The sequence below is a fragment of the Pseudomonas sp. 3A(2025) genome (assembly GCF_054589175.1).
The window spans coordinates 556,952-583,766 of sequence record NZ_BAAILM010000113.1 but is presented as its reverse complement, the minus strand read 5'-3'; the positions used below and the strand labels follow the sequence as shown (position 1 = coordinate 583,766).

Annotated in this window: 22 protein-coding genes and 1 pseudogene; 12 read left to right on the top strand and 11 right to left on the bottom strand. The window is 62.2% G+C overall.

Annotated features, from left to right (window positions below):
* Window positions 1-425: 425 nt before the first annotated feature.
* The 5 genes from ACYP2A_RS29275 to ACYP2A_RS29255 form a co-directional block, all read right to left on the bottom strand.
* Window positions 426-2,948, bottom strand: coding sequence for a PAS domain S-box protein (locus tag ACYP2A_RS29275; protein ID WP_459749410.1), 2,523 nt, complete (start codon window positions 2,946-2,948; stop codon window positions 426-428).
* Window positions 2,949-3,050: 102 nt separating this feature from the next.
* Window positions 3,051-5,519 carry a penicillin acylase family protein gene (locus ACYP2A_RS29270; protein WP_459749409.1) on the bottom strand — a complete coding sequence of 823 codons (2,469 nt, stop codon included), beginning with the start codon at window positions 5,517-5,519 and terminating at the stop codon, window positions 3,051-3,053.
* A 142-nt stretch (window positions 5,520-5,661) separates the two neighbouring features.
* Window positions 5,662-6,300 (bottom strand): glutathione binding-like protein, encoded by a 639-nt coding sequence (locus ACYP2A_RS29265; RefSeq protein ID WP_459749408.1) that lies wholly within the window; start codon window positions 6,298-6,300, stop codon window positions 5,662-5,664.
* Between the two features lie 70 nt (window positions 6,301-6,370).
* Window positions 6,371-6,574: an SEC-C metal-binding domain-containing protein gene (locus ACYP2A_RS29260; RefSeq protein ID WP_459749407.1), complete on the bottom strand. Its 204-nt coding sequence runs from the start codon at window positions 6,572-6,574 to the stop codon at window positions 6,371-6,373.
* A complete protein-coding gene (locus ACYP2A_RS29255; RefSeq protein WP_459749406.1) occupies window positions 6,571-7,068 on the bottom strand; it encodes an LEA/WHy family protein in 498 nt (165 codons plus the stop codon). Before ACYP2A_RS29255 ends, ACYP2A_RS29260 begins: the two co-directional genes overlap by 4 nt.
* 112 nt (window positions 7,069-7,180) lie before the next feature.
* On the opposite strand from ACYP2A_RS29255, the gene ACYP2A_RS29250 reads away from it, so the two are divergent.
* A complete protein-coding gene (locus ACYP2A_RS29250; RefSeq protein ID WP_459749405.1) occupies window positions 7,181-7,720 on the top strand; it encodes a hypothetical protein in 540 nt (179 codons plus the stop codon).
* A 127-nt stretch (window positions 7,721-7,847) separates the two neighbouring features.
* Entirely contained in the window at window positions 7,848-10,274 is a 2,427-nt protein-coding gene (locus ACYP2A_RS29245) for a TonB-dependent siderophore receptor (protein WP_459749404.1), read from the top strand.
* Between the two features lie 40 nt (window positions 10,275-10,314).
* Here ACYP2A_RS29245 and ACYP2A_RS29240 read toward each other — a convergent pair whose 3' ends face one another.
* Window positions 10,315-10,785, bottom strand: a complete 471-nt coding sequence (locus ACYP2A_RS29240) for a YchJ family protein (RefSeq protein ID WP_459749403.1) — start codon at window positions 10,783-10,785, stop codon at window positions 10,315-10,317.
* A 4-nt stretch (window positions 10,786-10,789) separates the two neighbouring features.
* A complete protein-coding gene (locus tag ACYP2A_RS29235) occupies window positions 10,790-11,287 on the bottom strand; it encodes a DUF6231 family protein (RefSeq protein ID WP_459749402.1) in 498 nt (165 codons plus the stop codon).
* A gap of 229 nt (window positions 11,288-11,516) precedes the next feature.
* On the opposite strand from ACYP2A_RS29235, the gene ACYP2A_RS29230 reads away from it, so the two are divergent.
* The 3 genes from ACYP2A_RS29230 to ACYP2A_RS29220 all read left to right on the top strand — a co-directional run bounded on the left by ACYP2A_RS29230 (window position 11,517) and on the right by ACYP2A_RS29220 (window position 13,413).
* On the top strand, window positions 11,517-12,224 hold the full coding sequence (locus ACYP2A_RS29230; protein WP_459749401.1) for an OmpA family protein: 708 nt from the start codon (window positions 11,517-11,519) through the stop codon (window positions 12,222-12,224).
* A gap of 162 nt (window positions 12,225-12,386) precedes the next feature.
* Window positions 12,387-12,662: a DUF1145 domain-containing protein gene (locus ACYP2A_RS29225; protein WP_459749400.1), complete on the top strand. Its 276-nt coding sequence runs from the start codon at window positions 12,387-12,389 to the stop codon at window positions 12,660-12,662.
* Window positions 12,655-13,413 carry a collagen-like protein gene (locus ACYP2A_RS29220; RefSeq protein WP_459749399.1) on the top strand — a complete coding sequence of 253 codons (759 nt, stop codon included), beginning with the start codon at window positions 12,655-12,657 and terminating at the stop codon, window positions 13,411-13,413. The genes ACYP2A_RS29225 and ACYP2A_RS29220 overlap by 8 nt, the downstream gene beginning before the upstream one ends.
* On the opposite strand, the gene ACYP2A_RS29215 is transcribed toward ACYP2A_RS29220, so the two are convergent.
* Window positions 13,410-13,874: a CopD family protein gene (locus tag ACYP2A_RS29215; protein ID WP_459749398.1), complete on the bottom strand. Its 465-nt coding sequence runs from the start codon at window positions 13,872-13,874 to the stop codon at window positions 13,410-13,412. The genes ACYP2A_RS29220 and ACYP2A_RS29215 overlap by 4 nt on opposite strands.
* Before the next feature lie 149 nt (window positions 13,875-14,023).
* Here ACYP2A_RS29215 and dinG point away from each other — a divergent pair, with 149 nt between their 5' ends.
* The 5 genes from dinG to ACYP2A_RS29190 all read left to right on the top strand — a co-directional run bounded on the left by dinG (window position 14,024) and on the right by ACYP2A_RS29190 (window position 19,966).
* Window positions 14,024-16,168 (top strand): ATP-dependent DNA helicase DinG, encoded by a 2,145-nt coding sequence (gene dinG / locus ACYP2A_RS29210; RefSeq protein WP_459749397.1) that lies wholly within the window; start codon window positions 14,024-14,026, stop codon window positions 16,166-16,168.
* Between the two features lie 67 nt (window positions 16,169-16,235).
* Window positions 16,236-17,384: a serine hydrolase domain-containing protein gene (locus tag ACYP2A_RS29205; RefSeq protein ID WP_459749396.1), complete on the top strand. Its 1,149-nt coding sequence runs from the start codon at window positions 16,236-16,238 to the stop codon at window positions 17,382-17,384.
* A gap of 154 nt (window positions 17,385-17,538) precedes the next feature.
* The gene (locus tag ACYP2A_RS29200) at window positions 17,539-18,546 is read left to right on the top strand and encodes an OmpA family protein (protein WP_459749395.1); all 1,008 of its coding nucleotides are present in this window, start codon (window positions 17,539-17,541) and stop codon (window positions 18,544-18,546) included.
* Window positions 18,547-18,689: 143 nt separating this feature from the next.
* On the top strand, window positions 18,690-19,337 hold the full coding sequence (gene pdxH, locus ACYP2A_RS29195; RefSeq protein WP_459749394.1) for a pyridoxamine 5'-phosphate oxidase: 648 nt from the start codon (window positions 18,690-18,692) through the stop codon (window positions 19,335-19,337).
* 164 nt (window positions 19,338-19,501) lie between these two features.
* Window positions 19,502-19,966, top strand: coding sequence for an outer membrane lipoprotein (locus tag ACYP2A_RS29190; protein WP_056834771.1), 465 nt, complete (start codon window positions 19,502-19,504; stop codon window positions 19,964-19,966).
* 36 nt (window positions 19,967-20,002) lie between these two features.
* Here ACYP2A_RS29190 and nhaA read toward each other — a convergent pair whose 3' ends face one another.
* Window positions 20,003-21,184: a Na+/H+ antiporter NhaA gene (nhaA, locus tag ACYP2A_RS29185; protein WP_459749393.1), complete on the bottom strand. Its 1,182-nt coding sequence runs from the start codon at window positions 21,182-21,184 to the stop codon at window positions 20,003-20,005.
* A gap of 247 nt (window positions 21,185-21,431) precedes the next feature.
* Between nhaA and ACYP2A_RS29180 the strand changes: the two genes are divergently transcribed.
* Complete coding sequence (locus ACYP2A_RS29180) at window positions 21,432-22,526, top strand: PLP-dependent cysteine synthase family protein (protein ID WP_459749392.1); 1,095 nt, start codon at window positions 21,432-21,434, stop codon at window positions 22,524-22,526.
* Here the strand turns inward: ACYP2A_RS29180 and ACYP2A_RS29175 are convergent.
* Window positions 22,511-24,151 (bottom strand): annotated as a pseudogene (locus ACYP2A_RS29175) (GMC family oxidoreductase); the annotation flags it as partial. The gene ACYP2A_RS29180 and the pseudogene ACYP2A_RS29175 overlap by 16 nt on opposite strands.
* Window positions 24,152-24,392: 241 nt before the next feature.
* Between ACYP2A_RS29175 and ACYP2A_RS29170 the strand changes: the two are divergent.
* Window positions 24,393-25,367 carry a helix-turn-helix domain-containing protein gene (locus ACYP2A_RS29170; RefSeq protein WP_459749837.1) on the top strand — a complete coding sequence of 325 codons (975 nt, stop codon included), beginning with the start codon at window positions 24,393-24,395 and terminating at the stop codon, window positions 25,365-25,367.
* On the opposite strand, the gene ACYP2A_RS29165 is transcribed toward ACYP2A_RS29170, so the two are convergent.
* On the bottom strand, window positions 25,368-26,815 hold a 1,448-nt coding region (locus ACYP2A_RS29165; protein ID WP_459749391.1), incomplete at its 5' end, for an NAD(P)/FAD-dependent oxidoreductase.

Below are 26,815 nucleotides of genomic sequence, written 5' to 3'. Positions count from 1 at the left end.
CAGGTTCGGGGCAAAAAAGGCGGAATCTTAACAAGTCGAGAGCACTTCTGAAGTGGGTATCAATTTGCGTTATGCAGCGTCTTTTTTACGAGTAACGGCCTGATATGTCGGCAGGCGCTTGGCCTGTGTCGATTGCCTACACGATGGGGCGTTTTTTCTGTCAACGAGCGTCAGAAGGCTTCTGCTGGATTAACGAGCAAGTCTTACAAGGTTTATGGAAAAATCTGTAGGGCCATTCAATCCACTGGCCATCACCTTGCGCTGGATGAACAGCGCCACCCTCCAGGTGGCTCGTGAAAAACTGATCGAGGTCGTGACTCATAGCCCGTCGAGCGTTTCAACATCATGTTCGAGACCAAGGACAAGAACATCGCGACACTGGGTTTTATAGAAACTGGCTGGCGCATTGATGGCCGGCCAGATCGTCATTCATCCGTACGCTGAACCAACTGCGCCACCCGCGCAGCGATATCGTCGCGGCGAAACGGTTTGGCCAATACGACGAAGTCCTCGGCCTGTCCGGGTTTCAGATTGGCGTAGCCGGTAATGATCAGCACCGGCAGGTGCGCGATGGTCTGGCGGATTTCCGCAGCCAGTTGCGCGCCGGTCTTGTCGCTCATGGCGTGGTCGGTGATCAGCAGGTCAGGGCGCAAGCCGGCTGCGATCATCTGCAGCGCCTGGTGCGCCGAGTCGGTGTCGGTCACTTGATAGCCCAGGTCACGCAGTTGCAGGGCGGTCGCGTAGCGCGCCAGGTCTTCATCATCGACCAGCAATACATGCGCCGGGCAGGGCGCGACAGGTGCGCAGGTCGGTTCATCTGTCTCGACCGTAGCGGGCACGTCGCTGAGCGGCAGCCAGAGCATGACTTGTGTGCCTTGGCCTTCCTGGGAGGCAATGTCGAAACCGCCGCCCGATTGCAGTGCCAGGCCCTGAACCATCGACAGCCCAAGCCCGGTGCCCTTGCCCACGCCCTTGGTCGAATAAAACGGCTCGACGCAGCGTTTGAGGGTGTCGAGGCTCATGCCGCTACCGTTGTCGGCCACCACCAGTTGCACATAGTTTCCTGCGCTCAGGCTGTTGATCTGCTCGTCAGCAACCGTGGCCCGTTGCGCGGTAATGCTCAGTTGCCCGCCTTCCTGCATGGCATCGCGGGCGTTGACGGCCAGGTTGAGCACTGACAATTCGAGTTGATGCGGGTCGACGAACACGGCCGGCAAGTGCTCGGGAATATCGATGACCACTTCGAACATCGGCCCTAGCGAACGCTGGATCAGCTCGTTCATGTCACTGACCAGCGTGTGCAAAACCACTGCCTGCGGCTTGAGCGCCTGTCGCCGGCCAAAGGTCAGCAAGCGGCCAACCAGAATGCGCGCCCGGTCGGCGGCCTGCAACGCGCCGTCGAGCAAGCGGGTGGCCTGCGCGTCGGGCGAGCGGCGGCGGATCAGCTCCAGCGAGGCCATGATCGGGGTCAGCAGGTTATTGAAGTCATGGGCGATGCCGCCGCTGAGCTGGCCGACCATCTCCAGCTTGCGCGACTCGTGCAGTTGCACGATGGCCTGTTCGCGCTGGGCCAGTGTGGCGGCCACGCGCTGCTCAAGACTTTCGTTGAGTTCACGCAGTCTGGCTTCAGCGTTGATTCGCGCAGTGATGTCCACGCATACGCACAGCAGGCCACTGAAACGCTGCTGATCGTCGCGCAGCGGGGTGATGTGGTTTTGTACCCATACAAGGCGGCGGTCGGGCCGGGTATAACGCTTGGTGATGACGAAGGGCGTCATGTTGTCGAGGTTGCGACCACCGCTCAGGGTATGCAGCGCAGCATCTTCGGGGTGGGTGATGTCTTCGATATGCAGGCCGAACAGCGCCTCGCGGCTGCGGCCGACGATCTCGCAGTAGCGATCGTTGGCGCGCACGATGGCACCGGCGGTGTCGCACACGGCGATGCCGGCACCGGCCTGGTCGAACATTGCCGACAACTGTGCAGAACTGGCACGCAAGGCAGCTTCGGCGCGGGCATGGTTGATCCACTGCCAGGCCTGTTGAGCGGCTTCTTCGGCCAGAAGGACTTCGTGGTTGTCGAAGCCTGCTGAACCGTTGCGCTGCACGCTCAACACCGCTTCCAGCTGGCCGTGGCGCAGCACCGGCACGAACAGGCGCGAAACGGGAGTGCCTGTACTGTCTGCCAGTACGCTCTTGCCGGCCAGCAATTGCCCGAGTTGCGCAGCGTCCAGGCGCAAGGGCGAAGACGGGCCGGTGTTTGACGAGGGTTTATGCGGGAACAGGCTGTCATCGGCGCTGTGGCTTTCGGCAAGAAAGGCCTGGGCATTGCCCAGGGTTTCGCATAACCGGGTGAGCACGGTGGCTTCGATCTGCTCGGGGGCGGTGATCGAGGGCAGAAGCTTGCCCAGCTCAAGCAGAAAAGCCTGGCGCCGCTCGAACTGCACCCGCTCGGTGGTTTCGGTGACGATGCACAGCACGCCGCCGACCGAACCGTCGGCCTCGCGCACTGCCGAATACGACACATCGAACCAGACGGTTTCGCCCCGGCCGTGACGCTCGATATAAAACGGCCGGTCTTTGGCGGAAAAGGTCTGGCCGGTTTCGCGCACGCCGCGCAGCAGCGGCTCCAGGTCGTCCCACAATTCACGCCAGTGCTCGATGGCCGGACGCCCCAGCGCTGCCGGGTGTTTATTGCCGATGGTGGGCGCGTAGGTGTCGTTGTACAGCGCGACATACTCAGGGCCCCAGAACACAACGATTTGCGCCTGCACCGGAAACACAGTGGTCATGAGGGTTTTAAGGGTGTCCGGCCATCGTCCGGGTGCGCCCAGCGGCGAGCCGGTCAGGGCGCCGTTTTGCAGCAAGGCTGCGACTTCACCGCCATGGGCAAGAAAGTCACAGTGAGAAGACGCGGCTTCGCCAGAAGTCATCCTGCTAAGCAGTTTCATGGCTGAGTAGGCTCGATTGGCAAAAGGGATCTGCGGGTTAGAGCCTTGCAGGACGGCAGACGTTCCCTGTTTTCGGAAACGCCCGCCGCTTTTGCCTGGGGATTATTTCTCCGGGGTCAGGGTCAGACGCTGTTTGCCGTAGCCGCGTTCGTAGTTTTGCTGCTGCAGCGGCAAGGTGGTGTACTGGCCCTTGACCCAGGCGTCGAGGCTGTTGGCGTGATACGGGCTGGCCGGGTTGCCGGACTGGCCAGTGCTGACCAGTGCTTGCAGCGGTTCAGCCTGGCTGAAGTCGACCAGTAGACGCAGGCTGGCAACCGGTTGAGTGTCGAAGCTCTGGCCCCAGGCATACGCTGTGGCGTTGAGCGTCGTGGTGTCGCCGCCGGTCGCGACCGGGCCGCGCGGGAAGTTGCCTTCGCCGCCCAGATAACGCGTCAGTGGGTCGCGCGATGGCGTCCAGTCGTAGCGGTGCAGGTTGCCCCATTGCCAGGCCTTGCGGTCGCCGCCCAACTGGCTTTCACCCGCCGTCATCGCGGCCGCCAGGCTGCGCGCCAGAATGGCGGGCTTGTCTTCTTTTTGCGGGGTGCGGATGTCGTCCCAGAACGGGCTGTCATCGCGGCCCAACAGGTGATCGGCCTGCGCCGAATACGCCGAGCGGGACTGGCTGATCAGGGCTTTCCAGGCCGGGCTGTCAGCCGGGCCCAGTTCGTCGAGAAAGATCTGCTGCGCACTTTGCTGCAAGAACAGTTCATACAGCGCGGCATCGGCCGAGGTGGCGGTCAGCTTGCCATCGAAGGCCATCAGGCGGCTGTAGGCTTCACGGGCCTTGGCGCGGTCCGCTTCGGGCAGGGCGTCGATGGCCTGTTTGAGCGGCTTGCCCATGCCCGGTGCCTCGAACATCTGCTTGAGCCTGGCGGCAAACGGTGTGGTCTGGTCGTACTGCAAGGCAATGCTGCTGCGGCTGTCGTGCTTGCCGTTGGCGAGCACCTCGCTCAGGCGCTCGGCACGTTCCGGCGCCCCCCAGGTGTTGGACAATTGCATGCCGTAACCCTTGGGGATCACGCGGTTGTTCGCGGTGCCCAGCCAGCCCTGGCGCGGGTCCTGGTCATACGGGTGCAGCATGGCGTCGGCAAAGCCGTCCCAGTCGTAGCGGCTGTCCCAGCCCGGCGACGGCAACAGGCCCTGGCCGTCGCGGCGGTTGGGGTAGCGGCCGGTGACTTGCCAGGCGATGTTCGAGGCACTGGCGAAGACCATGTTCAAGCCGATGGCGCGGATCTCGCGAGTGCTGTCGAAGCCTTTTTCGACCGTGCCGGCACGCGACAGGTCGAAGAACGCATCCAGGCTTTTGTCGTCCTTGAAGTCAGGCATTTGCAGGGCCAGACCCAATGCATTGGCCGACTGGCCGGCATCCAGCAACACGCCGTGACGCGTGGCGTATACGGTTTCACGCACCGGCTGGCTGCCCTTGACCAGGAAGGTTTCCTGATGGCTGGCAGCGGGCAGCCACTTGCCGTCGGCCTGATACATCAAGCGATTGTTGTCGCGGCCGAGCTTTTCCAGAAACAGGTCCTGGTTGTCGCCCTTGAGGTTGCCCATGCTCCAGGCCAGTTTGCCGTTGAAACCGCTCAAGAACAGCGGCAGACCGGCCAGGGTCACGCCCGAAACCTGATACTTGGGCGCGCGAATCTGCACCACGCTCCAGGCCGACGCCGGGCCGCCTGGCACTTGCAGCTCGCTGGCCAGCAGGCTGGCGCCGCTGCGGCTGCGTTGTGGGCCGACCGCCCAGTTGCTCGACGCCGCCGCGCCCAGCAGGTTGAAATCGGACAGCTGCATTGCCACCCGACTCAAATCGTTCAGCGCAGTCGCCTGGCTTGCCAGGTTCAGGCCCTTTAGCTTCTCGGCCTCGGCCACCGGCAAGGCTTCGTCGGGGTAGGTCGGCAGCAGCCAGGCCAGCTTGTCGGCGCCGACTTTCTGGTTCAGTACCAAGGCGGCCAGTTCTTCTTGCAGGTTGACCGACAGATTGAAGCTCAGCAGGCTGAAGATCAGCGCCGAGTCTTCGGGCTGCCAGTATTCCAGGCGGTAGCCGGCCAGATCGCCCGGCAGCTTGTCGCGGTAACGGAACAGGTAGGCGTTGACGCCACGCGCATAAACCTCGAAGAAGCGTTGCAGGCGCGGCGACGAGGCCTTGTACAGCTCGCTGGCGCTGCGCTTGAGGTTGGCCGCGCGCATCAACCGGTCGACCGGCAGCGCCTCGGCCCCCACTACTTCGGCCAGCCGCCCCTGGGCGAGCAAACGCATATTGAGCATCTGCCCGATGCGGTCGCCGGCGTGCACATAGCCCAGCGTGAACAGCGCGTCATGGAACGAACTGCTCTCGATCAGCGCCATGCCCTGCGGGTTGCGCCGCACCGAGACGTTCTGCGCCAGGCCCTTGAGCGCAAAAGTGCCGGTGTCCGGCAACAGGGTCGAGCTATCGCCACCGTTGAGCTGACAACCGACAAGCCCCAGAAAACCGGTGGCCAGGGCGGCGGTACCGAAACGGGAAAACGAACGAGAAAAGGCGGGCGAGGCCATGGCGAAACTCCGGCGTGCGAGGCAACTGCAAAGGTCGCTACGTTAGAGAGCAGACCTGCGACACGCAAGCGTGGAGGCGGGGTTTATTGCGGAATATTTCTGCGGCGCACCCCCCGTAGGAGCGGCTTCAGCCGCGAAGGCTCTACAGAGTGTCGATCCTGTCCACCCACGCATACGCCCGCTGGGTCGCGTCACGCCGGGAAATACTGTCATACCAGCGCTTGAGGTTCGCAAAGTCCTCCAGTTTCTGCTCGTGCCAGGTGTGCCGCGCGATCCACGGATAAATCGCCATGTCGGCAATGCTGTAATCATTGCCTGCTACAAACGCACGGTCGGCCAGGCGCTTGTCGAGCACGCTGTACAGCCGCGCGGTTTCGCTCACGTAGCGGTCGATGGCATAAGGAATTTTCTCGGCGGCAAAGCGATTGAAATGGTGGGCTTGCCCAGCCATGGGGCCCAGACCGCCCATCTGCCAGAACAGCCATTGCAGGGTTTCCTGACGGCCGCGCAGGTCCTGGGCGATAAAGCGCCCGGTCTTCTCGGCCAGGTACAGCAGGATGGCGCCTGACTCGAACAAGCTCAGGGGGTCGCCGCCATCGGCGGGCGCGTGGTCGACGATGGCCGGAATTCGGTTATTGGGAGCGATGCTGAGAAACGATGGCTTGAACTGCTCGTTCTTGCTGATATTGACGGGAAATATCCTGTACGGCAGGCCGGCTTCTTCCAGAAACAGGGTGATCTTGTGGCCGTTGGGGGTGATCCAGTAGTGCAGGTCGATCATTGCAGGCTCCATGCAGTTGTACACATGAAAACGGCCTGCAAGGCAGGCCGTCAAATAGAAGCGGGGCGTATCACGCGCCGTGGCACTTCTTGAACTTCTTGTCGCTGCCGCACGGGCAAGGGTCGTTGCGACCGACATCCTTCAGGGTGTTGCGCACCGGCTCCTGAGGGGCGTGGTTGCAGTGCGGACCATGGACATGACCGTGGTCATGGTGATGATGGTCATGATCATGGTCGTGGTTGCAATCAGGGCCATGGACATGGGGCTGGTTCATTTGGGGTACTCCGTCATTGAGGCGGGCATTATCTCGCCTTCGAGCCCAATACGCACGCTGTCCCTGAACAGCAAGCCAGTCTTGAGCTTGCCTTCGAGGCGGTAGGGGATCGGCTGGTCACGGTGCTTGAGGCGTTCGGCAAGGGGTTTGGCGTAGCGCCACAGGTTGGTGCGCACCGGCACCACGAGCATTTCATGGCTATGGCCGGCGACAAAGAACCAGTCACGGACTTCGTCGTCGATCAGCGGAATGTCGCCCAGCACCACCGTATAGCGCAGGGCGCGTACCAGCAGGCGCGAGTCGTTGGGGTTGTCGATCTCGAAATACAGGCGCATGTCCTGTTGCAACAGGCGCACCTTGACCGCCTCGACCTTGAGCAGGCGCACACGGGGTTCCTGCCAGTCGGCGTGGCTCCACCAGCTTGAACAGCCGCTGAGCCCGCAGAGTAAAAAGGCGATCAATACTGTTCTGTTCATTGCGCTTGGGGTGGCCATGATGTGCTCCGTTCAAGGCATCTTGCCAGAGTCTAGACCGCCTGGCCCCTCAGCTTGTTCGGCCGGCAAGGGCTGCGCCATACTCGTGCCACATGTTGCAAGAGTGCCCAGAATGACCCTTTACGAAATAGTCTTCAGCGGCCAGGTGGTCGACGGCGCCGAGCCTGCGAAGGTCAAAGCCAACCTGGCGCGGTTGTTTCAGGCCGATGCCCAGCGCATGGCGCTGCTGTTTTCCGGGCGCCGGCTGGTGCTCAAGAACAACCTCGATGCGCTGGCGGCAGAAAAATACCGCTCGACCCTGGAGCGCGCCGGTGCTCGGGTCGAGATGCTCGACATGCACCCGGATATAGAAGAGGTCGAGCTGGCGCCGCCGCCCGATGCCCCGAACTGGCTGAAAAAGGCCACGCCAGCCGACGGACGGTTGCAGGTGGTGCCACGCGACGTGTACATGGCCGCGTTTGTCAGTGTCGATGCGCCGGCCCTTTCGCTGGCCGAGGTCGGTAGCGACATGCAGGACCCCAAACCCGCCCCCCATGCTCCGCGACTGGACCTGACAGGTCTGAGCCTGGCGCCGGCCGGCAGTGACATGGGGCAGGCGAAAAAGCCGCCGGCCGGCCCGCCACCGGATACTTCCCATCTCAAGTTGAGCTGACAGCAATTGGACTGATGGGCGCGCAACGGCAGGTCGCCTGAATAAAAACTTCAACAGGCCCTGTCACTTTGGAATTTTCGTACGGCTAAAGGGGCATCGACTTACATTCCCTTCCGGAGTTGTCCCCATGTCCCGCTCTCTCGACACCTTCCTGCGCCCAGGTTTACTGGCCGTCGCCATTGCCCTCGGCAGCCCGTTGGCCAGCACTGCGTTAATGGCCGCCAGCCTGGCCGCGGGTGTCAGTGCCTACGATATTCCGGCCGGCACCCTGGCCAGCACTCTGAACCAGATCGCCAGCCAGAGCGGCCTGGCCCTGAGCCTGGACCCGGCACTGGTCGCCGGCAAGCGCAGTGCGCAAGTACAAGGCCAGTTCGATGCACCCGCAGCACTGCGAGAAGCCTTGCGCGGCACCGGCCTGCAACTGGTGCAAAGCGGCGCCGGCACGTACACGCTGATGGTCATTCAGGACGGGGCGGTCAATCTTTCCGACGTCAATATCAACGCCAACAGCGTGGCTCGCGAAGGCAGCGAAGCGGTCGGTTATCGCAGCGAGAACGTCAGCAACGTCGGCGCGCTGGGCGGCATGAAGCTGCAAGACACGCCGTACTCGATCAGCGTCATGCCCCAGGCCTTGCTGAAGAATATTCAGGCCACCTCGCTGGACGATGTGATCAAGCACAACCCGTTCACCCAGATGTACTCGCCAACCAGCGCAGGCTACGCCAGTGCGGTAAACATTCGCGGTTTCAGCAGCGCCGGCAACCTTAACGTGGCCAATGACGGTCTGCGCTTTACCACTGGCGCCGACGGCAACAACTACCTGGAAGAGCAGGAGCAGCTTGAGGTCATCACTGGCCTGACCGGCTTCCTGTATGGCCCGGCCTCACCGGGCGGCCTGGTCAACTACGTGCTCAAGCGCCCGACCTACGAGCGCTACAACAGCGTGACCCTGGGCAATGCCGGTGGCGAAAACTACTACCTGCACGGCGACTTTGGCGGTCCGATCGACAGCGAAGGCAAGCTTGCCTACCGCGTCAACGTCCTGACCCAGGACGGCGAAACCGCCATCGACATGAACAAGCGTCGCCGCGAAATGCTCTCGCTGGCGCTGGACTGGAACGTCACCGACGACCTGTTGATCCAGTTCGATGCCTCGCACAAGAAAACCGAGCAACGCGGCCTGAGCAGCTACTGGTACTTCGGCAACGGCGGGCTTCGCCCGAGTGCTTCGTCGCTGAAAAACGATGAGTTGTATAGCCAGAAATGGTCGTTCTCCGACTTCGAAAGCGACAAGGCCGGTGTACGCGGCAAGTGGCGCCTGGACGACACCTTCACCCTGCGCGGTGCGTTCTATGCCACGCAGTACACCAGCGAAAACACCTACACCGGCCCGACGGTCTATAGCGCCGGCAGCTACTCGCAGCCGCTGTATGCCTTTGCGCCGATCGATACCGAAGAAAAATCCGGTTATCTGTTCGTCGATGCAGCGTTCGATACCGGTTTTATCGGCCACAAGCTGACGGCGGGTTATCAGGGTAATACCTCGCGCCAGCGCCAGTATGAGGACCATATTCCCTATCCAGGCCCGCAATACACCTCGCCGGTCGGTGAGATTCCGCTCAGCCAGCGGCCGCAAGTCGGCAAGCCGTCGTATTACATCGGCCATGGCGACCAGCGTCTGGCCAACGTCACCGAAACCAACAACTTCCTGATCGGCGATGTCATCACCTTCAACGAGCAGTGGTCGACCATCCTTGGCGTGACCAACACCCAGATCAAGACCTACGCCAACGAGTTCGTGTACGCCAAGGCCTTCGGCAGCGCCGAAACCGAGACGCGCTACAACAAGACCGAAACCTCGCCGAACATCTCGCTGGTCTACAAGCCGCTGCCGTGGCTGACCACCTACGTGACCTATATCGAAGGCCTGGAAACCGGCGGTGTGGCACCCAGCGGCACGGTCAACGCCGGCCAGACCTTTGCACCCGAAGTCAGCGAGCAGTATGAAATCGGCGCCAAGGCCACCCTCGGCGAAACCCTGCTGACCCTGGCCCTGTTCAATATCGAGAAACCCAACGGCTACACCACCGGCGGCAATGTGTATGTGGTCGATGGTCGTCAGGAAAACAACGGTCTGGAATTCAGCGTGACCGGCAAGGTGATTCCTGAACTGACTGTGGTCGGTGGCTTTACCTTGCTCGATCCGAAGGTCAAGAAAACCGGTGTCGCGGCCAACGACGGCAATGTGCCGACCAACGTCGCCAAGCAACTGGCCAAGGTCTACGCCGAGTACGACCTCAGTCCGGTACCGGGTCTTGCACTGACCGGCGGAGCGTTCTACACCGGCAAGCAATACACCGACGTGGCCAACGACTACGACCTGCCAGCCTTCACCACCTTCGACGCCGGTGCCCGCTATCGCATGAACATCTCGCAGAACGACCTGACCCTGCGCATGAACGTCAGCAACCTGACCAACAAGGAATACTGGCTCAACAGCAGCTACCTGGGCGACCCGCGCACCGTGACTTTCTCGGCGCAACTGGAGTTCTGATTCGGGATGAACCAGGCCCTAAAACCCTGTCGGGCCTGGTTTACACATACCCCGCGCAGCACTTCTTGAACTTCTGTTCGCTGCCGCACGGGCAGCTGTCGTTGCGCCCGGCCTTGAACGCCACGGTGGGGTCAATGAAATACCAGCGGCCCTGATTCTGCACAAAGGCCGAGCGTTCGCGGTGGCTGTGTTCGCCGCTTTCGTCGTGCCAGCGGGCGGTGAAGGTCACAAAGGCGTGTTCGGGCTTGCCGCCCAGCACTTCAGTATTTTCCACCTCCAGCCCCAGCCAGGTGCTTTGCGCACTCCATTGGGCGATGGCATTACGGTCAAGGCCAGGTTGCTGCGCCGGCAGCGTGGTCGCCAGCAAATAATCCACCCGCCCCAGCACATAGGCACTGTAGCGCGAGCGCATCAGTTTTTCGGCACACGGGGCCGCAAGGCCTGCGTGGTAGCGGTCGCAGCAGGCCAGCAACAGGTCCCCGCTGCCACAGGGGCAAGTTGTACTACTCATTCAATCACCACCAGTATTTGCCAAAGTTTTGCGGGTTGGCCCAGAACTTCGCGTTCAGCCAGTCGGGCACCTGTTTGTATTCGCGCAAATCGTAGGTGAACAGCGTCAGCACCTGTTCATCGCGGGCGAAGCGTTCGCTGGCTTGCAGGGCCAGCGAGAAGAAGTCGGTTTCCTGCCAGCCGCACGCAGCCAGGTCGGCCAGCACCGCGATGCGGCTGGCATTGAGGTTGCGGATGCCGCCCAGCAACTGCAAGCCGTCACGGCGCGCAATGTGTTCCAGGCAATCGATGACCACAGCCAGGTCGAAACGCTGTGCGGCAAGCTCGGCGGGCAGCAGGCCCGGGGCGCTGAGGGCAACTTCGGTGCCTGGGTGTGCCTCGCGGAAGGCTTGCAACGCCGGGAAGTCGTGGGCGCCGATCAGCAGCAGACGCTGCGGGGCATAGCGGTCGAGCAGGGCGGCCAGCGCTTGCTGGGGCGTGCGGGTAGAGAAACCTGCGGTCATCAAAAATCCTCGTGAAGGCCGATGCAACGGCTGTGCAGTCTATCTCAAGCAGCTTAGCCGCTGAGCAAATACGGGGCCAAACCCCTAATCGGCAAGCAGATCACCGGTTCGTGAACTTAAATGCTCGGGGTGGTGAACCTTCTTGAATTCACGACAGACAAACCTTAGCGCAATGGCAAAGTGCCGTCGCATCAGCGGCAGAACCGCCGCCCCATGGGAGTGAAGAATAATGACCATGTTTCGGACAGCTGTACCTTTGATTCTGGTAACCAGCGTATTGACCGGTTGTGCCGGTTTGCAGAAGACCGACTGGCCCAAGTGTGCCGCTGGCGGCTTCCTGGGTGGTGCGGCGGCGGGTGCGTTCCAGACGGCGGCCGTGGCGGCCAGCCTGGGTGGCGCGGTCGGCGTGATGGCCGGCGCGTATTGCTGGGTGCACGGCGATGGCGACGATGATGGCGACGGCGTCATGAACAGCGTCGACAAATGCCCGGATACACCAAAAGGTACGCCAGTCGATGCCACCGGCTGCCCGCTGGTACCGCCAGCACCTGAGCCGGTCCCGGTCGCGCCGATGACACCACCGAGCGAAGAAGTCATTGTGATCAACAAGGAAGTGCTGTTCGAGTTCGACTCGGCACGCCTGACCCCTTCGGACCGCAATGGTCTGGACGTAGTCGCCAGCCGCCTGAAAAACGAAGCGCCCAACGTGCAACTGCGCGTCACCGGCCACACCGACAGTGTCGGCAGCGATGCCTATAACCAGAAACTCTCCGAGCGTCGCGCCCATTCGGTGACCGACTACCTGATCAGCTCGGGCATCCCGCGCAGCTCGTTCGTCTCGGTCAGTGGTGAAGGCGAAGCCCGTCCGGTGGCCGATAACAAAACCGCCGATGGCCGTGCCCAGAACCGTCGCGTAGAAATCAAGATCAACCGCTGATCCCTCTGCTGTCCTTGTCGGTCTGGCCGTCATGGCCAGGCCGATGGTCTGGTGCAAACACTCAATCATTTCTCGACGCTGGCATAGTGCTGATGCTTGGCGTTACTGTGCGTGCTGAGAAAAGCGCGTAATTGCATGCAAAACAACGATCCAGGAGGGCATATGAAGCTGTTGTGGGGGCTGGGCAAACTACTGACGCTGGGGTTCTGGGCGGTGGTGTTGAGCAACGCGGTCATTGATACACCGACGCCGTTCGATGTGCTGATCGCCATGGCCGGTGCCTTGCTGCTGGCGGTGCATGTGCTCGAAGTCGTGTTCTTCACTGGCAGCCTGCGCGGGCGCAAACATCCCTGGCGCGATCGCGGCAAGATCATCCTGTTCGGTATCTTTCATATCCAGGCCATCGGCCGCAGTCACCTTGAGACCCGTCATGCGTAAATTGCTGTTGCTGACTGCCCTGTGCAGCCCTCTGGCCATGGCCCAGAACATTCAGGTTCAACCCAACTCGTTGATGCGCCTGCCGGCCAACGGCACCAGTTTGCAGGTCGAGCGCCTGGAAGTGGCCGATTACGGCACGTTGCTGGTGCCGGGCGGTGTCACTGAGCTCAAGGTCGGGCAATTGCTGCTCGGCCACGAAGCGCGCATCGCCATCGTGCCCAGCGCCCAGCCGCTGAACGTGCAGGTGGCCCATGGGCAATTCGGAGCGGGTAGTCAGATCACCGCCCGTGGTGCGCCGGGTACTTATCAAAAACCGGCCATGCCGGGCCGCACCCTGACCTTGCGTGTGCAGCAACTGGACGCCGAGTTGCTGTCGGTCGATGCGCGCGGCGGTGCAGGTGCGCCGGGCTTTGTCGGCCTCGATGGCGCCAACGGCCAGGCGCCGGGCTGCACCTGGGGCCAGGCCGGCAGCGGTTATAACGGCGATGCTGGCGGCAATGGCCATAACGGTGCGCCCGGCGGTCAGGTGCGCCTGGAGCTGCCACTGGCCTTTGCCGCCGAGCGGATCAAGGTCAATGTCGACGGCGGCGCCGGCGGGCCTGGCGGCAGCGGCGGTAAAGCCGGCAAGGGCGGCGACTCCAAAGGCTGTATCGTCTATCGCGCCGATGGCGGCAAGGCCGGCGAGTCGGGTCAGGCCGGCCAGGCAGGTGTCGCGGGGCCGGCGGGCACGGTGAATGTGCAGCGGTTTTAAAACGTTGGCCGGGCGGCGGCGATGGCAACCACCGCCAGGCCGATCAGCAGGTTGACGCCCACCAGCCGGCGAATGCGCCCCAGCACGGCCGCGCCTTCGGCCCATTGCTGGGCTTGCACGGCTTTTTGCAGTTCCGGCAACTGCAACGAATGAATGCGCAAAAACAGCGCGACCATGACCACATACAGGCCCATCATCGCCTGTACATAGCGCGGCGCCAGCTCAAGACTGGGGTAGGTGAGATGGACCATGCCGACCCCGCTCACCGGCAGAACCACCACCGCCGCCCAGACCCAGACGAAGAAGCGCGGGAACACGTCGACCCACAGCTGCAGGCGTTGCGGGCCAGGCAGGGCGGCAATGATGGCCGGGCGCAGAATCATCCAGGCGAAGAACATGCCGCCCACCCAGACCAGAGCGGCGAGCACGTGCAGGGTGTAGACAGAGGCAAAAGCAGTCATTCGCAACTCCAGGGATACCGTTCGGTCGGCTGTAATGTTTTTTACCAATGCGCGTTCTGCGCGATTGAAAATAGCGCGCTATGATAGCGCCCACTCGCAAGCACTGAAAATTTATCCAGCCTTTTTAGGCTGCGTCTGAATTCGAGCCAATGATCACCACAGAACTCAAATCCCAGATCCAGGGCGCGTACTCGCGTTTTCTGGAAGCCAAAAACCTCAAGCCGCGTTATGGCCAGCGTCTGATGATCGCCGAGGTGGCCAAGGTGCTGGGTGATGTAAAAACCGACGACGAAGGCCGGCGCCTGGGCGACCCTGCGGTCGTGGCGGTAGAGGCGGGCACCGGTACCGGCAAGACCGTGGCCTACGCCATTGCCTCGATTCCGGCGGCGAAGGCGGCGGGCAAGCGGCTGGTAATTGCCACCGCGACCGTGGCCCTGCAAGAGCAGATCGTCTACAAGGATTTGCCCGACCTGATGCGCAACAGCGGCCTGAACTTCAGCTTCGCCCTGGCCAAGGGGCGCGGGCGCTACATGTGCCTGTCCAAGCTCGACATGTTGTTGCAGGAAGGCGACCAGACCAACGCCACTGCCCAGCTTTTCGAAGAAGAAGGCTTCAGGATCGAAGTCGATGAAGTCAGCCAGAAGCTGTTTCACAGCATGCTGCAGAAGCTGGCCGGCAACAAATGGGACGGTGATCGCGACAGCTGGCCCCAGGAGCTGGAAGACCAGACCTGGGCACGCCTGACCACCGACCACAGCCAGTGCACCACCCGCCATTGCCCCAACTTTCAGCAGTGCGCCTTCTACAAGGCCCGCGAAGGCATGGGCAAGGTCGATGTGATCGTCACCAACCACGACATGGTGCTGGCCGACCTGGCACTGGGTGGCGGTGCGGTGTTGCCCGACCCGCGCGACACCATGTATGTCTTCGACGAAGGCCATCACCTGCCGGACAAGGCCATCGGTCACTTCGCTCATTACACACGGCTGCGCTCCACCGCCGACTGGCTGGAGCAGACCGCCAAGAACCTCACCAAGTTGCTGGCCCAGCACACGCTGCCCGGTGACCTGGGCCGCCTGATCGAACAGGTGCCAGAGCTGGCCCGCGAGATCAAGGGCCAGCAGCAGTTCATGTTCGCTGCCTGCGAGCAACTGGCCGATTTCCGTGCCGGCGAAGACATGGAAGGCCGCGAGCGGCCGCGCCATCGTTTTATCGGTGGGGTGATTCCGGAGCACATTCGTGACATCGGCATCGAGCTCAAAAAGGGTTTTTCACGCCTCAACGACCTGTTTACGCGTCTGACCGACCTGCTTAAAGAAGGCATGGACGGCGAGGTGAGCATTGGTATTGCCAGCCACCAGGCTGAAGAATGGTACCCGTTGTTCGGCAGCTTGCTGGCCCGCGCCGAGGGCAATTGGGAGCTGTGGACGGCGTTCACCGCCGAAGACCCCGAAGACAACCCGCCCATGGCGCGCTGGCTGACGCTGGCCGACAGCGGCGCGCTGTTCGACATCGAAGTCAATGCCAGCCCGATCCTGGCCGCCGAGATGCTGCGGCGTAACCTGTGGAACGTCGCCTATGCGGCGCTGGTGACCTCGGCAACCCTGACTGCACTGGGCAAGTTCGACCGCTATCGCATGCGTGCCGGCTTGCCGCGCGATGCTGTTACGGCCGTAGTGCCCAGCCCGTTCCACCATGCCGATGCCGGCGTGCTGCGCGTGCCGGACCTCAAGGCCGACCCTCGGGATGCGCCGGCGCACACTGCGGCGATCATTCGCGACTTGCCGAGCCTGGTCGAAGGTTCGCGCGGCAGTCTGGTGCTGTTCTCTTCGCGCAGGCAAATGCAGGACGTGTTCGACGGTCTGGAGCGCGACTGGCGTAAGCAGGTGTTCATTCAGGGCAACCTGTCCAAACAAGAGACGCTGAACAAGCACAAGGCGCGGGTCGACAGCGGCGAGTCCAGCGTGCTGTTCGGCCTGGCCAGTTTTGCCGAAGGCGTCGACTTGCCGGGAGCCTATTGCGAGCATGTGGTGATCGCCAAGATTCCGTTTGCGGTGCCTGACGACCCGGTCGAAGCGGCGCTGGCCGAATGGATCGAGGCGCGTGGTGGCAACCCGTTCATGGAAATCGCCGTGCCCGACGCCTCGTTGCGCCTGATCCAGGCGTGCGGGCGTTTGCTGCGCACCGAAGCCGACCGCGGCACGATCACCTTGCTCGACCGGCGTGTGGTTACCCAGCGCTATGGCAAGGCGATTCTCAATGCATTGCCGCCGTTTCATCGCGAGATTTCCTGAGGTTCACAAAGCCTGTGAAGGCTGGAACAATGCAGCCCAGTTTTTTCTATCCAACAGGAGCCAGCCGTTGCAAATCCAGGGTCATTTCGAGCTTGAATTCGAAGCCGTTCGCGAAGCGTTTGCGGCGTTGTTCGACGATCCTCAGGAGCGCGGCGCGGCCTTGTGCATCCAGGTCGGCGGCCAGACGGTGCTCGACCTGTGGGCCGGCACCGCCGACCAGCATGGCAGCGAGGTCTGGCACAGCGATACCATTGCCAACCTGTTTTCCTGCACCAAGCCCTTTGCGGCAGTGACCGCCCTGCAACTGGTCAGCGAGGGCAAGCTTGAGCTTGACGAGCCGGTGGCCCGGCTCTGGCCGCAATTCGCCGCTGCCGGCAAAGGCTCGATCACCTTGCGCCAGTTGCTGTGCCATCAGGCCGGCCTGCCGGCACTGCGTGACAGCCTGCCGGCCGAGGCGCTGTATCAGTGGGAAACCATGACTGCCGCTCTTGCCGCCGAAACCCCGTGGTGGACGCCCGGCCAAGGTCACGGTTATGCCGCGATCACTTATGGCTGGCTGGTCGGTGAGATGCTGCGCCGCGCTGACGGTCGTCTGCCGGGCGATGCCATTGTGGCGCGCGTAGCAAAACCGTTGGGGCTGGATTTTCATATTGGTCTGGCCGATGAGGAGTTTCATCGGGTGGCGCATATCGCCCGTGGCAAAGGTAATGTCGGCGACGAAGCCGCGCAGCGTTTGCTGCATGCCACGATGCGTGAGCCGGAATCGATCACTGCCCGCGCTTTCACCAACCCGCCGTCGATCCTGACCAGCACCAACAAACCCGAATGGCGCCGCTTCCAGCAACCGGCCGCCAACGGGCATGGTAATGCCCGCAGCCTGGCCGGCTTCTACAGCGGCCTGCTCGATGGCAGCCTGCTGGAGTCGGACATGCTCAACGAGCTGACCCGCGAACACAGCCTGGGCCAGGACCGCACGTTGTTGACCTCGACCCGCTTTGGCCTGGGCTGCATGCTCGACCAGCCCAGCGTCGCCAATGCCACCTATGGCCTGGGGCCGCGTGCCTTCGGTCATCCGGGAGCAGGGGGCTCGGTGGGGTTTGCCGACCCGGATTACGACGTCGCTTTTGGCTTTGTCACCAACACATTGGGCCCTTATGTGCTGATGGACCCACGAGCACAAAAGCTGGTGGCGGTGCTGCGTGAGTCTTTGCAATAACTATCGCGTATAAGTGCTTGTTAATTACCGACTGTCAGTTAATGTGGCCGAACCTGAACCGCAGGACGGTTTCTTTTTCCAACGCGGTCCCGTTGCGTGTTATATGGACGCTCCTGCGTCCCTCTGTCTGATCAATTTTTGCTGTAGGTCTGCCATGTCCTCGAATAAATACCTCGTTCTTGCCCTGTGCATCGCCGTTACCGGCTGTGCCCAAACGCCCAAAACCGAATCTGGATCCGCCAGTGCAGCAGGCCCTTGGTACTGGCCATTCAGTTCTGAGGCGTCGGCCGACGCCAAACCACAGGAGGCAGCCGACAAGGTTGCGCAAAAACCTGAGGCCAAGCCTGCCGCCAAACCTGCACCGGCCCTGGTGGCCAAGTCCGAAACCGACAGCAAGTGGTGGTGGCCGTTCGGCAGCAGCGACAGCGCCGAGAAGCCGCAGGAAGCCAAGGTTCTGCCGATGCCGGACCCGAAGATCACTCAGGCCTGGCTCGACGAATACGAGCCGCGTGTGCGCCTGGCAATCAAGGACAGCAACTTTCAGATGGAGCGCCGCGAAGACCTGCTGATCGTCACCGCTCCTGTAGACAGCTCGTTCAACCCTGATCGTCCAGCCATGCTGCTGCCGGTGAGCCTGGGGCCGATCACCCGTCTGGCCAAGGCTGTCGAAGCCGACCCGAAGACCGCTGTTCTGATTCTGGGCCATGCCGACACCACCGGTGCGGCGGCCACCAACCAGAAAATCAGCCAGGAACGTGCGCAGTCGATCTCCGCGATCTTCCGCCTCAGTGGCCTGGAGCGTAACCGCCTGAGCAACCGTGGCATGGGTTCGGTGATGCCTCGTGCCGCCAACGACAGCCCTCAGGGCCGTGCGCTTAACCGCCGCGTCGAAATTCTGCTGACCCCGCAAGACACCATGCGCGCCCTGATGAGCCGCTACGAAGTGCCGGCGGTCGCGCCGACACTGGTAGCTGTGCAGGACGTCAAGCCTGCTGCTGCGCCAGCGCCAGCGGCGAAAAAGGCCACACCGGCCAAGAAAGAAACCGCTAAAAAGGCAACGACCGCAAAGAAAGCGGCGACCCCTGCCAAAAAGGCTGCAACACCGGCCAAGAAAGACACCGCCAAGAAAACTGATACCGCCAAGGCCCAGGCGAGTAACTGAGCCCGTTATCAGTTGACAGACAGCCCAGGTCCGCACTCTCTGCATGAGGGCTGCGGGCCTGGGCTGTTTGCGTTCGAACTACCCGCTGCCAAGCGGTTGTGCTTAACTGCCAGGCTTTGGATTGCTTCGAAGGAACCCTGCCTATGACTTCCTCCCTGGCCGATATGCGCCGCGATTATGCCCGTGATGGCCTGACCGAAGCCCAGGCTCCGGGCGAACCCTTTGCCCTGTTTCATCAATGGTTCGCTGAGGCGGTCAAGACCGAACAGGCGCCAGTGGAGGCTAACGCAATGACGTTGGCCACGGTCGATGCCGACGGTCGACCGCATTGCCGCGTGCTGCTGCTCAAGGCGCTGGACAGTCAGGGTTTCACCTTCTTCACCAACTACGACAGCGCCAAGGGCCAGCAACTGGCCGCGCAGCCGTTTGCCGCCATGACCTTTTTCTGGCCGACCCTGGAGCGTCAGGTACGCATCGAAGGGCGGGTGGCCAAGGTCAGTGCTCAAGAGTCCGATGCCTATTATCAAGTGCGCCCGATGGGCAGCCGCCTCGGTGCCTGGGCTTCGCCGCAAAGCCAGGTGATTGCCGATCGTGAGCAACTGCAAGGCCTGTTGCACGACACCGAACAGCGTTTTCTCGACACCTTGCCGCATTGTCCCGAGCATTGGGGTGGTTACCGTCTGGTGCCCGACCGTATCGAGTTCTGGCAAGGACGACCCAGCCGCCTGCACGACCGTTTGAACTATCGTTTACAGGATGATGCCTGGATTCGAGAGCGCCTGGCGCCCTGACAGGCCGCTCAAGACGTGTGAATTATTCACCTGCGCAGCCGTCATACGCTGTGTGGGGGTGTGCTGTATGACGCCTGAATGAATTCGATATGCACGAGCCAGCACCGTGACGGGCACCGCAGGTCGGGAGTCTAATGGTGACTGGTTCTTCTGGAGATACCCTTATGCGCAAGTCTGCACTGCTGGTTGCTTCATTCACGGCCATGGCCTTGACTCTGGGCGGTTGTACTTCAAACCTGACCGGTGATTCCTACTCTCGTAGCGAAGCGCGTGCGGTACAGACCGTGCGCCTGGGCACCGTTGAGTCGCTGCGCCCGGTCAAGATCGAAGGCACCAAGACCCCGATCGGCGCAGGCGCCGGTGCAGTGGTCGGTGGGGTCGGCGGCAGCGCCATCGGCGGCGGTCGCGGTAGCGTCGTGGCGGCGGTGATCGGTGCGGTGGCCGGTGGCTTGCTTGGCTCGATGACCGAAGAAGGCCTGACCCGCACCCAGGGCGTGGAAATCACCGTGCGTGAGGATGACGGCGGCATGCGTGCCTATGTGCAGCAGGTTGAAGAGAACGAAATCTTCCGCGTGGGCGACCGCGTTCGGGTCATGACCGTCAATGGCACCAGCCGCGTCACTCATTGATACGCGTCATCCATTGATAAAGGTCGGCGGCAACCGTTACGGTTGCCGTTTGGCCGCGGCCAGAGCCATTACGATATAGCCGAGCACCGCAGCCAGGACCGACCCGGTCAGGATGCCCATGCGGTCTACGCCGGCATACGGGCTGACGCCTGCTTCGAACGCCAGCGAGCCGACGAACAGGCTCATGGTGAAGCCGATGCCGCACAGAATCGAAACCCCCAGCACCTGACCCCAGTTGGCGCCCGCCGGCAGCCTGGCCAGCCCGCAGGTCACGGCCAGCCAGGTCAGGCCGAACACGCCCACGGTCTTGCCCAGCAATAGCCCTGCCGCAATACCCATGGCGACTGGATGGGTAAAGCTTTGCAGTGTCAGACCAGCCAGCGACACGCCAGCATTGGCGAAAGCGAACAGCGGCAGAATCGCAAACGCGACCCACGGGTGCAGGCCGTGTTCCAGAATCAATAGCGGCGAAGCCTCACGTGCAGGATTACGCGCATTGCGCAGGGGTATGCATAACGCCAGCGCCACGCCGGCCAGGGTTGCATGCACACCGCTCTTGAGTACACACACCCATAACAGCAAACCCATCAGCAGGTACGGCGCAAGCCGGACTACGCCAAGGCGGTTCATCGCCACCAGCGCCACCAGCGAAGCGGCCGCCAGACCGAGTGCCAGATGCGACAGCTCGCCGGAATAGAACAGCGCAATGACGATGATCGCCCCCAGGTCGTCGATGATCGCCAGGGTCATCAGAAACAGTTTGAGCGACAGCGGTACGCGCTTGCCGAGCAAGGCCAGCACCCCAAGGGCAAAGGCAATGTCGGTGGCCATGGGAATCGCCCAGCCACCCAAGGCTGTGGTGTTGTTCATGTTCAGCAGCACATAGACCAGCGCCGGAATCAGCATGCCGCCAATGGCCGCAGCACCGGGCAGAACGATTTGCGAAGGTTTTGACAGGTGACCGGCGAGTATTTCGCGTTTTACCTCCAGGCCGATGACCAGAAAGAACAGCGCCATCAGGCCGTCATTGATCCATAACAGCAAGGGCTTGGCGATTTGCAGGGCGCCAACACCGACGACCACAGGAACTTGCAGGAAGGCGTTATACAGCCACGCCAGAGGCGAGTTGTTGATGATCAGGGCCAGTGCCGCCGCCGCAATCAGCAACAGGCCGCCTGCCGCTTCGAGCTGGAAAAAACGAATGATGGTATGGCGCATGGGACCGCTCTGCAGGTGATGAACAGGAATCGAGGCTCTGGCTCACACGAAGGGCGTTAAAACTCCTGCGCACCGCCATAGTGCCGACTTGGGAGGCATTAACCAAAGTGCCAGAAAGTCTAACAATTACAGGGCTAATTACTGCGCGGCTGTATCTACAGATGTTGTAGGACTATTCCTAAAATAATCTTTGCCATGGCATGCCAGCTACTTTGAATCATGTGTAATACATTTGGGAGTGCCATTAATGAGCAATAACCGCCTGTGGGTTCGCGATGCGATCCGTGTTATCGAGGCCGATTTCCAGCGCAGCGCCGATACCCACTTGATTCCGTTGCCTTTGCCCGGCCTGCCTGGAATCGATCTGTACTTCAAGGACGAGTCCAGCCATCCCACCGGCAGCCTCAAGCATCGCCTGGCACGTTCGCTGTTTCTGTATGCCTTGTGTAACGGTTGGCTCAAGCCGGGTGCGCCGGTGATCGAGGCGTCGAGCGGCTCCACGGCGGTATCGGAGGCTTATTTCGCACGACTGCTGGGCATACCGTTTATCGCTGTCATGCCGGCCAGCACCTCAACAACCAAGATCGAGCAGATTGCCTTCTATGGCGGGCAGAGCCATCTGGTGCAGGACCCGACCCGTATCCATGAAGAGTCCGAGCGTCTGGCCCGTGAAACCGGCGGGCATTTCATGGACCAGTTCACGTATGCCGAGCGCGCCACCGACTGGCGGGCCAACAACAATATCGCCGAGTCGATCTTTCAGCAGATGCGCCTTGAGCGCTACCCGCAGCCAAGCTGGCTGGTGTCCAGCCCTGGCACCGGTGGTACCACGGCGACCCTGGGCCGTTATGTCTGCTACCGGCAATACGCGACCCGCGTGCTGTGCGCCGATGCCGAACGCTCGGTGTTTTTCGAGGCGTATCGCAGTGGCGACAGCAGCCTGCGCCTGGACCACGGCTCACGTATCGAGGGCATTGGCCGGCCACGGGTCGAGGCTTCTTTCCTGCCCAATGTCATCGATGCCATGGTCAAGGTCCCGGATGCCTTGTCGCTGGCGGCCATGCATTATCTGGCGCAGCGGCTGGGGCGCAAGGTCGGCGGTTCCAGCGGCACCAACCTGATCGGTGCCCTGCAAGCGGCCGGGGAAATGGTCCGGGCCGGCGAGCAGGGTTCGATCGTGGCGATTCTTTGCGATGGCGGCGAGCGCTACGCCAGCACCTATTACGATCAAGCCTGGCTCAAGGCGCAGGGCTTTGAGCTGGACGCGCTGATCAAGGCCGTCGCTGCCAGTGCCGAGCGCGGTGCGCCGTTGCCCGAGGGGATCGCGCGCGCAGGTATCTGAGCCAGTGCCGGCTTGCCCAGTAACAGGTCCGCCGCCTTTTCGCCGATCATGATCGCCCCGGCATTGGTATTGCCGGTGGTCAGGGTCGGCATGATCGACGCATCGGCCACGCGCAGCCCTTGCAGGCCATGAACGCGCAACTGATCGTCGACCACCGCCAACGGGTCGTTGCCCATCTTGCAGGTGCCGACCGGATGAAACACGGTGCCGAGGTTCTGTCGAACCCACTGTTCGATCTGCTCCTGGCTGTCGACGTGCCGACCGGGCACCAGCTCGCCCTGGAGCCGCGCCGAAAAAGCCCGGGTATCGGCCAGTTGGCGCACCAGGTGCACGCCGGCCACCAGCTTGCGCAGGTCTTCGGGGTGGCTGAGAAAATTGGCCTCGATAATCGGCTTGTCGTGCGGATCGGCAGAGTTGAGGCGCACCTGGCCACGACTCTGCGGATGCATGACGCCAATGTGCAGGCTGATACCGTGACCGACCGGCACCAGCCGCTGCGGCTGGTTCTTCAGTGCCGGCGCGACGATCAGGCCCAGCTCCGGCACTTCATCGTCGGGCGCCAGACGCAGAAAAGCGCCGGATTCCACGGTATTGGAGGTCAACGGCCCCTGGCGCCTGGTCAGATATTTCCAGGGCGAGGCCGCCAGCGGCCATAGGCCCTTGGCCGACAGGCCGTAGCTCAGGTCGCTGTCGCTGCGGTACATCAGCACCACATCCTGGTGGTCCTGCAGGTTCTGGCCGACGCCGGGCAGTTCGTGCTGCTGGGCAATGCCATGGCGCGCCAGCTCCTGCGCCGGGCCGATGCCGGAAAGCAGCAGCAATTGCGGCGAGTTGATCGAGCCGGCACTGAGGATTACCTCACGTTTGGCCAGCACTCGCGAAACCGCGCCGTTCTGGCTGATCTCGACACCGGTGGCGCGCAGGCCTTGCAGTATGACCCGATGGGTCAATGTCGAACTCAGCACCGTAAGGTTGGGCCGCTGCAATGCCGGGTAGAGAAAGGCCCGTGCGGCGCTGCAACGTTCACCGTTGATCTGGGTGACATGAAACGGGCCGTAGCCTTCCTGTTCTTCTGCGTTGAAATCAGGGTTATAGCGCCAGCCCAGTTCGGCGGCGGCATCGAAGAACACCCGGTTGACCGGGCCTGGGCTGCGCAGGTCAGCGACGTTCAGTTCGCCGTTCCGGCCATGCCAGGCCGAGGCGCCGGGCTCGAAATGTTCAGAGCGCAGAAAGTACGGCAGCAGTTCGTCGTAGCTCCAGCCCTGATTGCCGGCGGCGGCCCAGCGGTCGTAATCGTTGCGGTGGCCGCGAATGTAGATCATGCCGTTGATAGCGCTGGAGCCACCCCAAAGCCGGCCGCGCGGGCAGGGGATCGCCCGCTCGCCGCTGCTGCTCTGGGCGCTGAACTGGTGCATCCAGTTCCATTTGGGGTTGGCGATCAGGCGAATGATGCCGGCGGGCGTACGCACATAGGCGCCGGGAAACAGATTGCGGTCGCTGGGGCCGGCTTCGATCAGGCAGACCGTGGTCTGCGGGTCGGCAGACAGCCGGTTGGCCAGCACGCAACCGGCCGACCCGGCCCCGACCACAATGTAGTCGAACGCACGTGGGGCAGAGTGAGTCATGGCAGGTTCCTTTGAATTGTTGTTGTGATTCAAAGGCGACTTTAAGCGGGAGGATGGCGGTCGGTTTGATCGAATCCGACCGGTTTTTTGCCTTTTTCGGACCGCGTCGACCGTGTGCGTTCAGCCGTAAGCCAAGCGTTGACAAGGTACAAGGTTCATATGTTAATGATTGGCCAGGGCCTGCCGGTTTTGCCTTGTTGAACCTTTTGCGGAAGATTCGTCGCCCATGAAAAAAATAATGATGGCGTCATGCGCACTGCTCGAAATCCGACACGCCGATACCCAAAGTATCGCGCCGCCACAGCGGCTGGCGTTTTGGGAAAACTACAATGCTACCTCGCTGGTCGGGCTCAAATGCAACAGCTGGTGCGAGAGTGGCTTTGTAGGCCGCCAGGACAACCTGCAACTCGATGAGCTGGGGCTGGCACGGGTTGCCGGCAACCAGCATGTGGTCGAGCGCGACCGTTCGATGATCCGCACGGTACCCAAAGAGTCAGTGTTTGTGGCGCTGGTGACGGGCAGCGGCTCATTCTTTTATCAGGACGGCGACTGTCAGTTGCTGGAACCGGGCGAGTTGATCATCTACCGCACCGACAAACCCTATCTGATCGGATTTTCCGGGCCCTGCGAGCAGTTCATCTTCGACATTCCACAGGCGCAGTTTGCCGAACGCTGCCTCAGTGACTTTGATAAGTCATTGAAAATCACCGCCGACAATCGCGTGCAACGTCTGTTGCTGCGCACGCTGGGCGAGCAGACCGATGCCTTTTTTCGCTGTCCGGACAGCGAGCATGCCAGTGGGTACAAGGAGCAGGCGTTCGAATTGTTGGGCAATATCGTTGCCGGGCAGCTGGGCCAGGGGCGCGTCAACGCCCTGAGCGCCTCTTACCTGTTGATGGCCAAGAAATGCATTCAGGCGCAACTGAGCGATTCGGACCTGAGTTGCGAACGGGTGGCCGCACAGGTCGGGATTTCGTCGCGCCACCTGACCCGGCTGTTTGCCCTGGAAGACACGCTGCCCAGTCGATTCATCCTGGAGCAGCGCCTGATGCAGGCCCGTGAGCTACTGAGTGCGCGGCGCAGCGCCGGGCTGGATGTCAGTGAAGTCGCTTACCGCTACGGCTTCACCAGCCAGGCCCATTTTGCCCGCGCCTTCAAGGCCCGCTTCGGTATGACGCCGAGTCAGGCCCGTGAGGCGCAGCGTACAGCGATGTAATCAGCCCTCGATGCCCAGCAGATCCCGCGCCACCGCTTCGGCGATGCGGATGCCGTCCACGCCGGCCGACAAAATGCCACCGGCGTAACCTGCACCTTCACCGGCCGGGTACAGTCCCTTGACGTTGAGGCTCTGCATGTCGGCGCCACGGGTAATGCGCACCGGGGCCGAGGTGCGGGTTTCAAGGCCGGTCAGCACCGCGTCGTGCAGGGCGTAGCCTTTGATCTGCCGGTCGAACACCGGCAGTGCCTCACGAATCGCGTCGATGGCAAAGGCCGGCAAGGCTTCGGCCAGATCGACCAGCTTGACGCCCGGCTTGTAGGACGGCTCGACACTGCCCAGCGCTGTGGACGGCCGCCCGGCAATGAAGTCGCCGACCAATTGCGCCGGCGCCTCGTAGTTGCTGCCGCCCAGGGTATAGGCCAGCGATTCCAGACGCTCCTGAAACTCGATGCCGGCCAGCGGGCCGCCTGGATAGTCACGCTCCGGATCGATGCCGACCACCAGACCCGAGTTGGCATTGCGCTCGTTGCGCGAATACTGGCTCATGCCGTTGGTGACCACGCGCTCCGGTTCCGAGGTCGCGGCTACCACGGTGCCGCCCGGGCACATGCAGAAGCTGTAGACCGAACGGCCGTTGCTGGCGTGGTAGACCAGCTTGTAATCGGCAGCGCCCAGTTTCGGGTGACCGGCGTATTTGCCCAGGCGCGCCTGGTCGATCAGCGATTGCGGGTGCTCGATACGGAAACCCACCGAAAACGGCTTGGCCTCCATGTACACGCCCCGGCCATGGAGCATGCGGAAAGTGTCACGGGCGCTGTGACCCAGGGCCAGCACCACATGGCGCGATTCGATGCGCTCACCATTGGCCAGCTCGACGCCGTGCAACTGGCCGTCGTCGATCAGCAGATCGCTGACCTTGTGCTCGAAGCGCACTTCGCCGCCCAGCGCGATGATTTCGGCACGCATGTTCTCGACCATGCCGGTCAGGCGGAAGGTGCCGATGTGCGGCTTGTTGACGTAGAGAATCTCGTCCGGGGCGCCGGCCTTGACGAACTCGTTGAGCACCTTGCGACCGTGGAACTGCGGATCCTTGATCTGGCTGTAGAGCTTGCCGTCGGAGAACGTCCCGGCGCCGCCTTCGCCAAACTGCACGTTGGACTCGGTGTTGAGCACGCTTTTGCGCCACAGGCCCCAGGTGTCCTTGGTGCGCTGGCGCACTTCCTTGCCGCGCTCCAGCACGATCGGCTTGAAGCCCATCTGCGCCAGCAACAGACCGGCGAAGATACCGCACGGACCAAAGCCGATCACCAGCGGGCGAGTGTTGAAACCTTCTGGCGCATGGCCGACGAATTTGTAGCTGACATCCGGTGCCGGGACCAGTTGATGGTCGTGGGCCAGCTTGCTCAGCAGGGCCGCTTCATCACGCACGGTGAAGTCCAGGGTGT

Coding starts and splice junctions, on each gene's coding strand:
- ACYP2A_RS29275 (WP_459749410.1), bottom strand. CDS start 2,948: ATGAAACTGCTTAGCAGGATGACTTCTGGCGAAGCCGCGTCTTCTCAC.
- ACYP2A_RS29270 (WP_459749409.1), bottom strand. CDS start 5,519: ATGGCCTCGCCCGCCTTTTCTCGTTCGTTTTCCCGTTTCGGTACCGCC.
- ACYP2A_RS29265 (WP_459749408.1), bottom strand. CDS start 6,300: ATGATCGACCTGCACTACTGGATCACCCCCAACGGCCACAAGATCACC.
- ACYP2A_RS29260 (WP_459749407.1), bottom strand. CDS start 6,574: ATGAACCAGCCCCATGTCCATGGCCCTGATTGCAACCACGACCATGAT.
- ACYP2A_RS29255 (WP_459749406.1), bottom strand. CDS start 7,068: ATGGCCACCCCAAGCGCAATGAACAGAACAGTATTGATCGCCTTTTTA.
- ACYP2A_RS29250 (WP_459749405.1), top strand. CDS start 7,181: ATGACCCTTTACGAAATAGTCTTCAGCGGCCAGGTGGTCGACGGCGCC.
- ACYP2A_RS29245 (WP_459749404.1), top strand. CDS start 7,848: ATGTCCCGCTCTCTCGACACCTTCCTGCGCCCAGGTTTACTGGCCGTC.
- ACYP2A_RS29240 (WP_459749403.1), bottom strand. CDS start 10,785: ATGAGTAGTACAACTTGCCCCTGTGGCAGCGGGGACCTGTTGCTGGCC.
- ACYP2A_RS29235 (WP_459749402.1), bottom strand. CDS start 11,287: ATGACCGCAGGTTTCTCTACCCGCACGCCCCAGCAAGCGCTGGCCGCC.
- ACYP2A_RS29230 (WP_459749401.1), top strand. CDS start 11,517: ATGACCATGTTTCGGACAGCTGTACCTTTGATTCTGGTAACCAGCGTA.
- ACYP2A_RS29225 (WP_459749400.1), top strand. CDS start 12,387: ATGAAGCTGTTGTGGGGGCTGGGCAAACTACTGACGCTGGGGTTCTGG.
- ACYP2A_RS29220 (WP_459749399.1), top strand. CDS start 12,655: ATGCGTAAATTGCTGTTGCTGACTGCCCTGTGCAGCCCTCTGGCCATG.
- ACYP2A_RS29215 (WP_459749398.1), bottom strand. CDS start 13,874: ATGACTGCTTTTGCCTCTGTCTACACCCTGCACGTGCTCGCCGCTCTG.
- dinG (WP_459749397.1), top strand. CDS start 14,024: ATGATCACCACAGAACTCAAATCCCAGATCCAGGGCGCGTACTCGCGT.
- ACYP2A_RS29200 (WP_459749395.1), top strand. CDS start 17,539: ATGTCCTCGAATAAATACCTCGTTCTTGCCCTGTGCATCGCCGTTACC.
- pdxH (WP_459749394.1), top strand. CDS start 18,690: ATGACTTCCTCCCTGGCCGATATGCGCCGCGATTATGCCCGTGATGGC.
- ACYP2A_RS29190 (WP_056834771.1), top strand. CDS start 19,502: ATGCGCAAGTCTGCACTGCTGGTTGCTTCATTCACGGCCATGGCCTTG.
- nhaA (WP_459749393.1), bottom strand. CDS start 21,184: ATGCGCCATACCATCATTCGTTTTTTCCAGCTCGAAGCGGCAGGCGGC.
- ACYP2A_RS29180 (WP_459749392.1), top strand. CDS start 21,432: ATGAGCAATAACCGCCTGTGGGTTCGCGATGCGATCCGTGTTATCGAG.
- ACYP2A_RS29170 (WP_459749837.1), top strand. CDS start 24,393: ATGGCGTCATGCGCACTGCTCGAAATCCGACACGCCGATACCCAAAGT.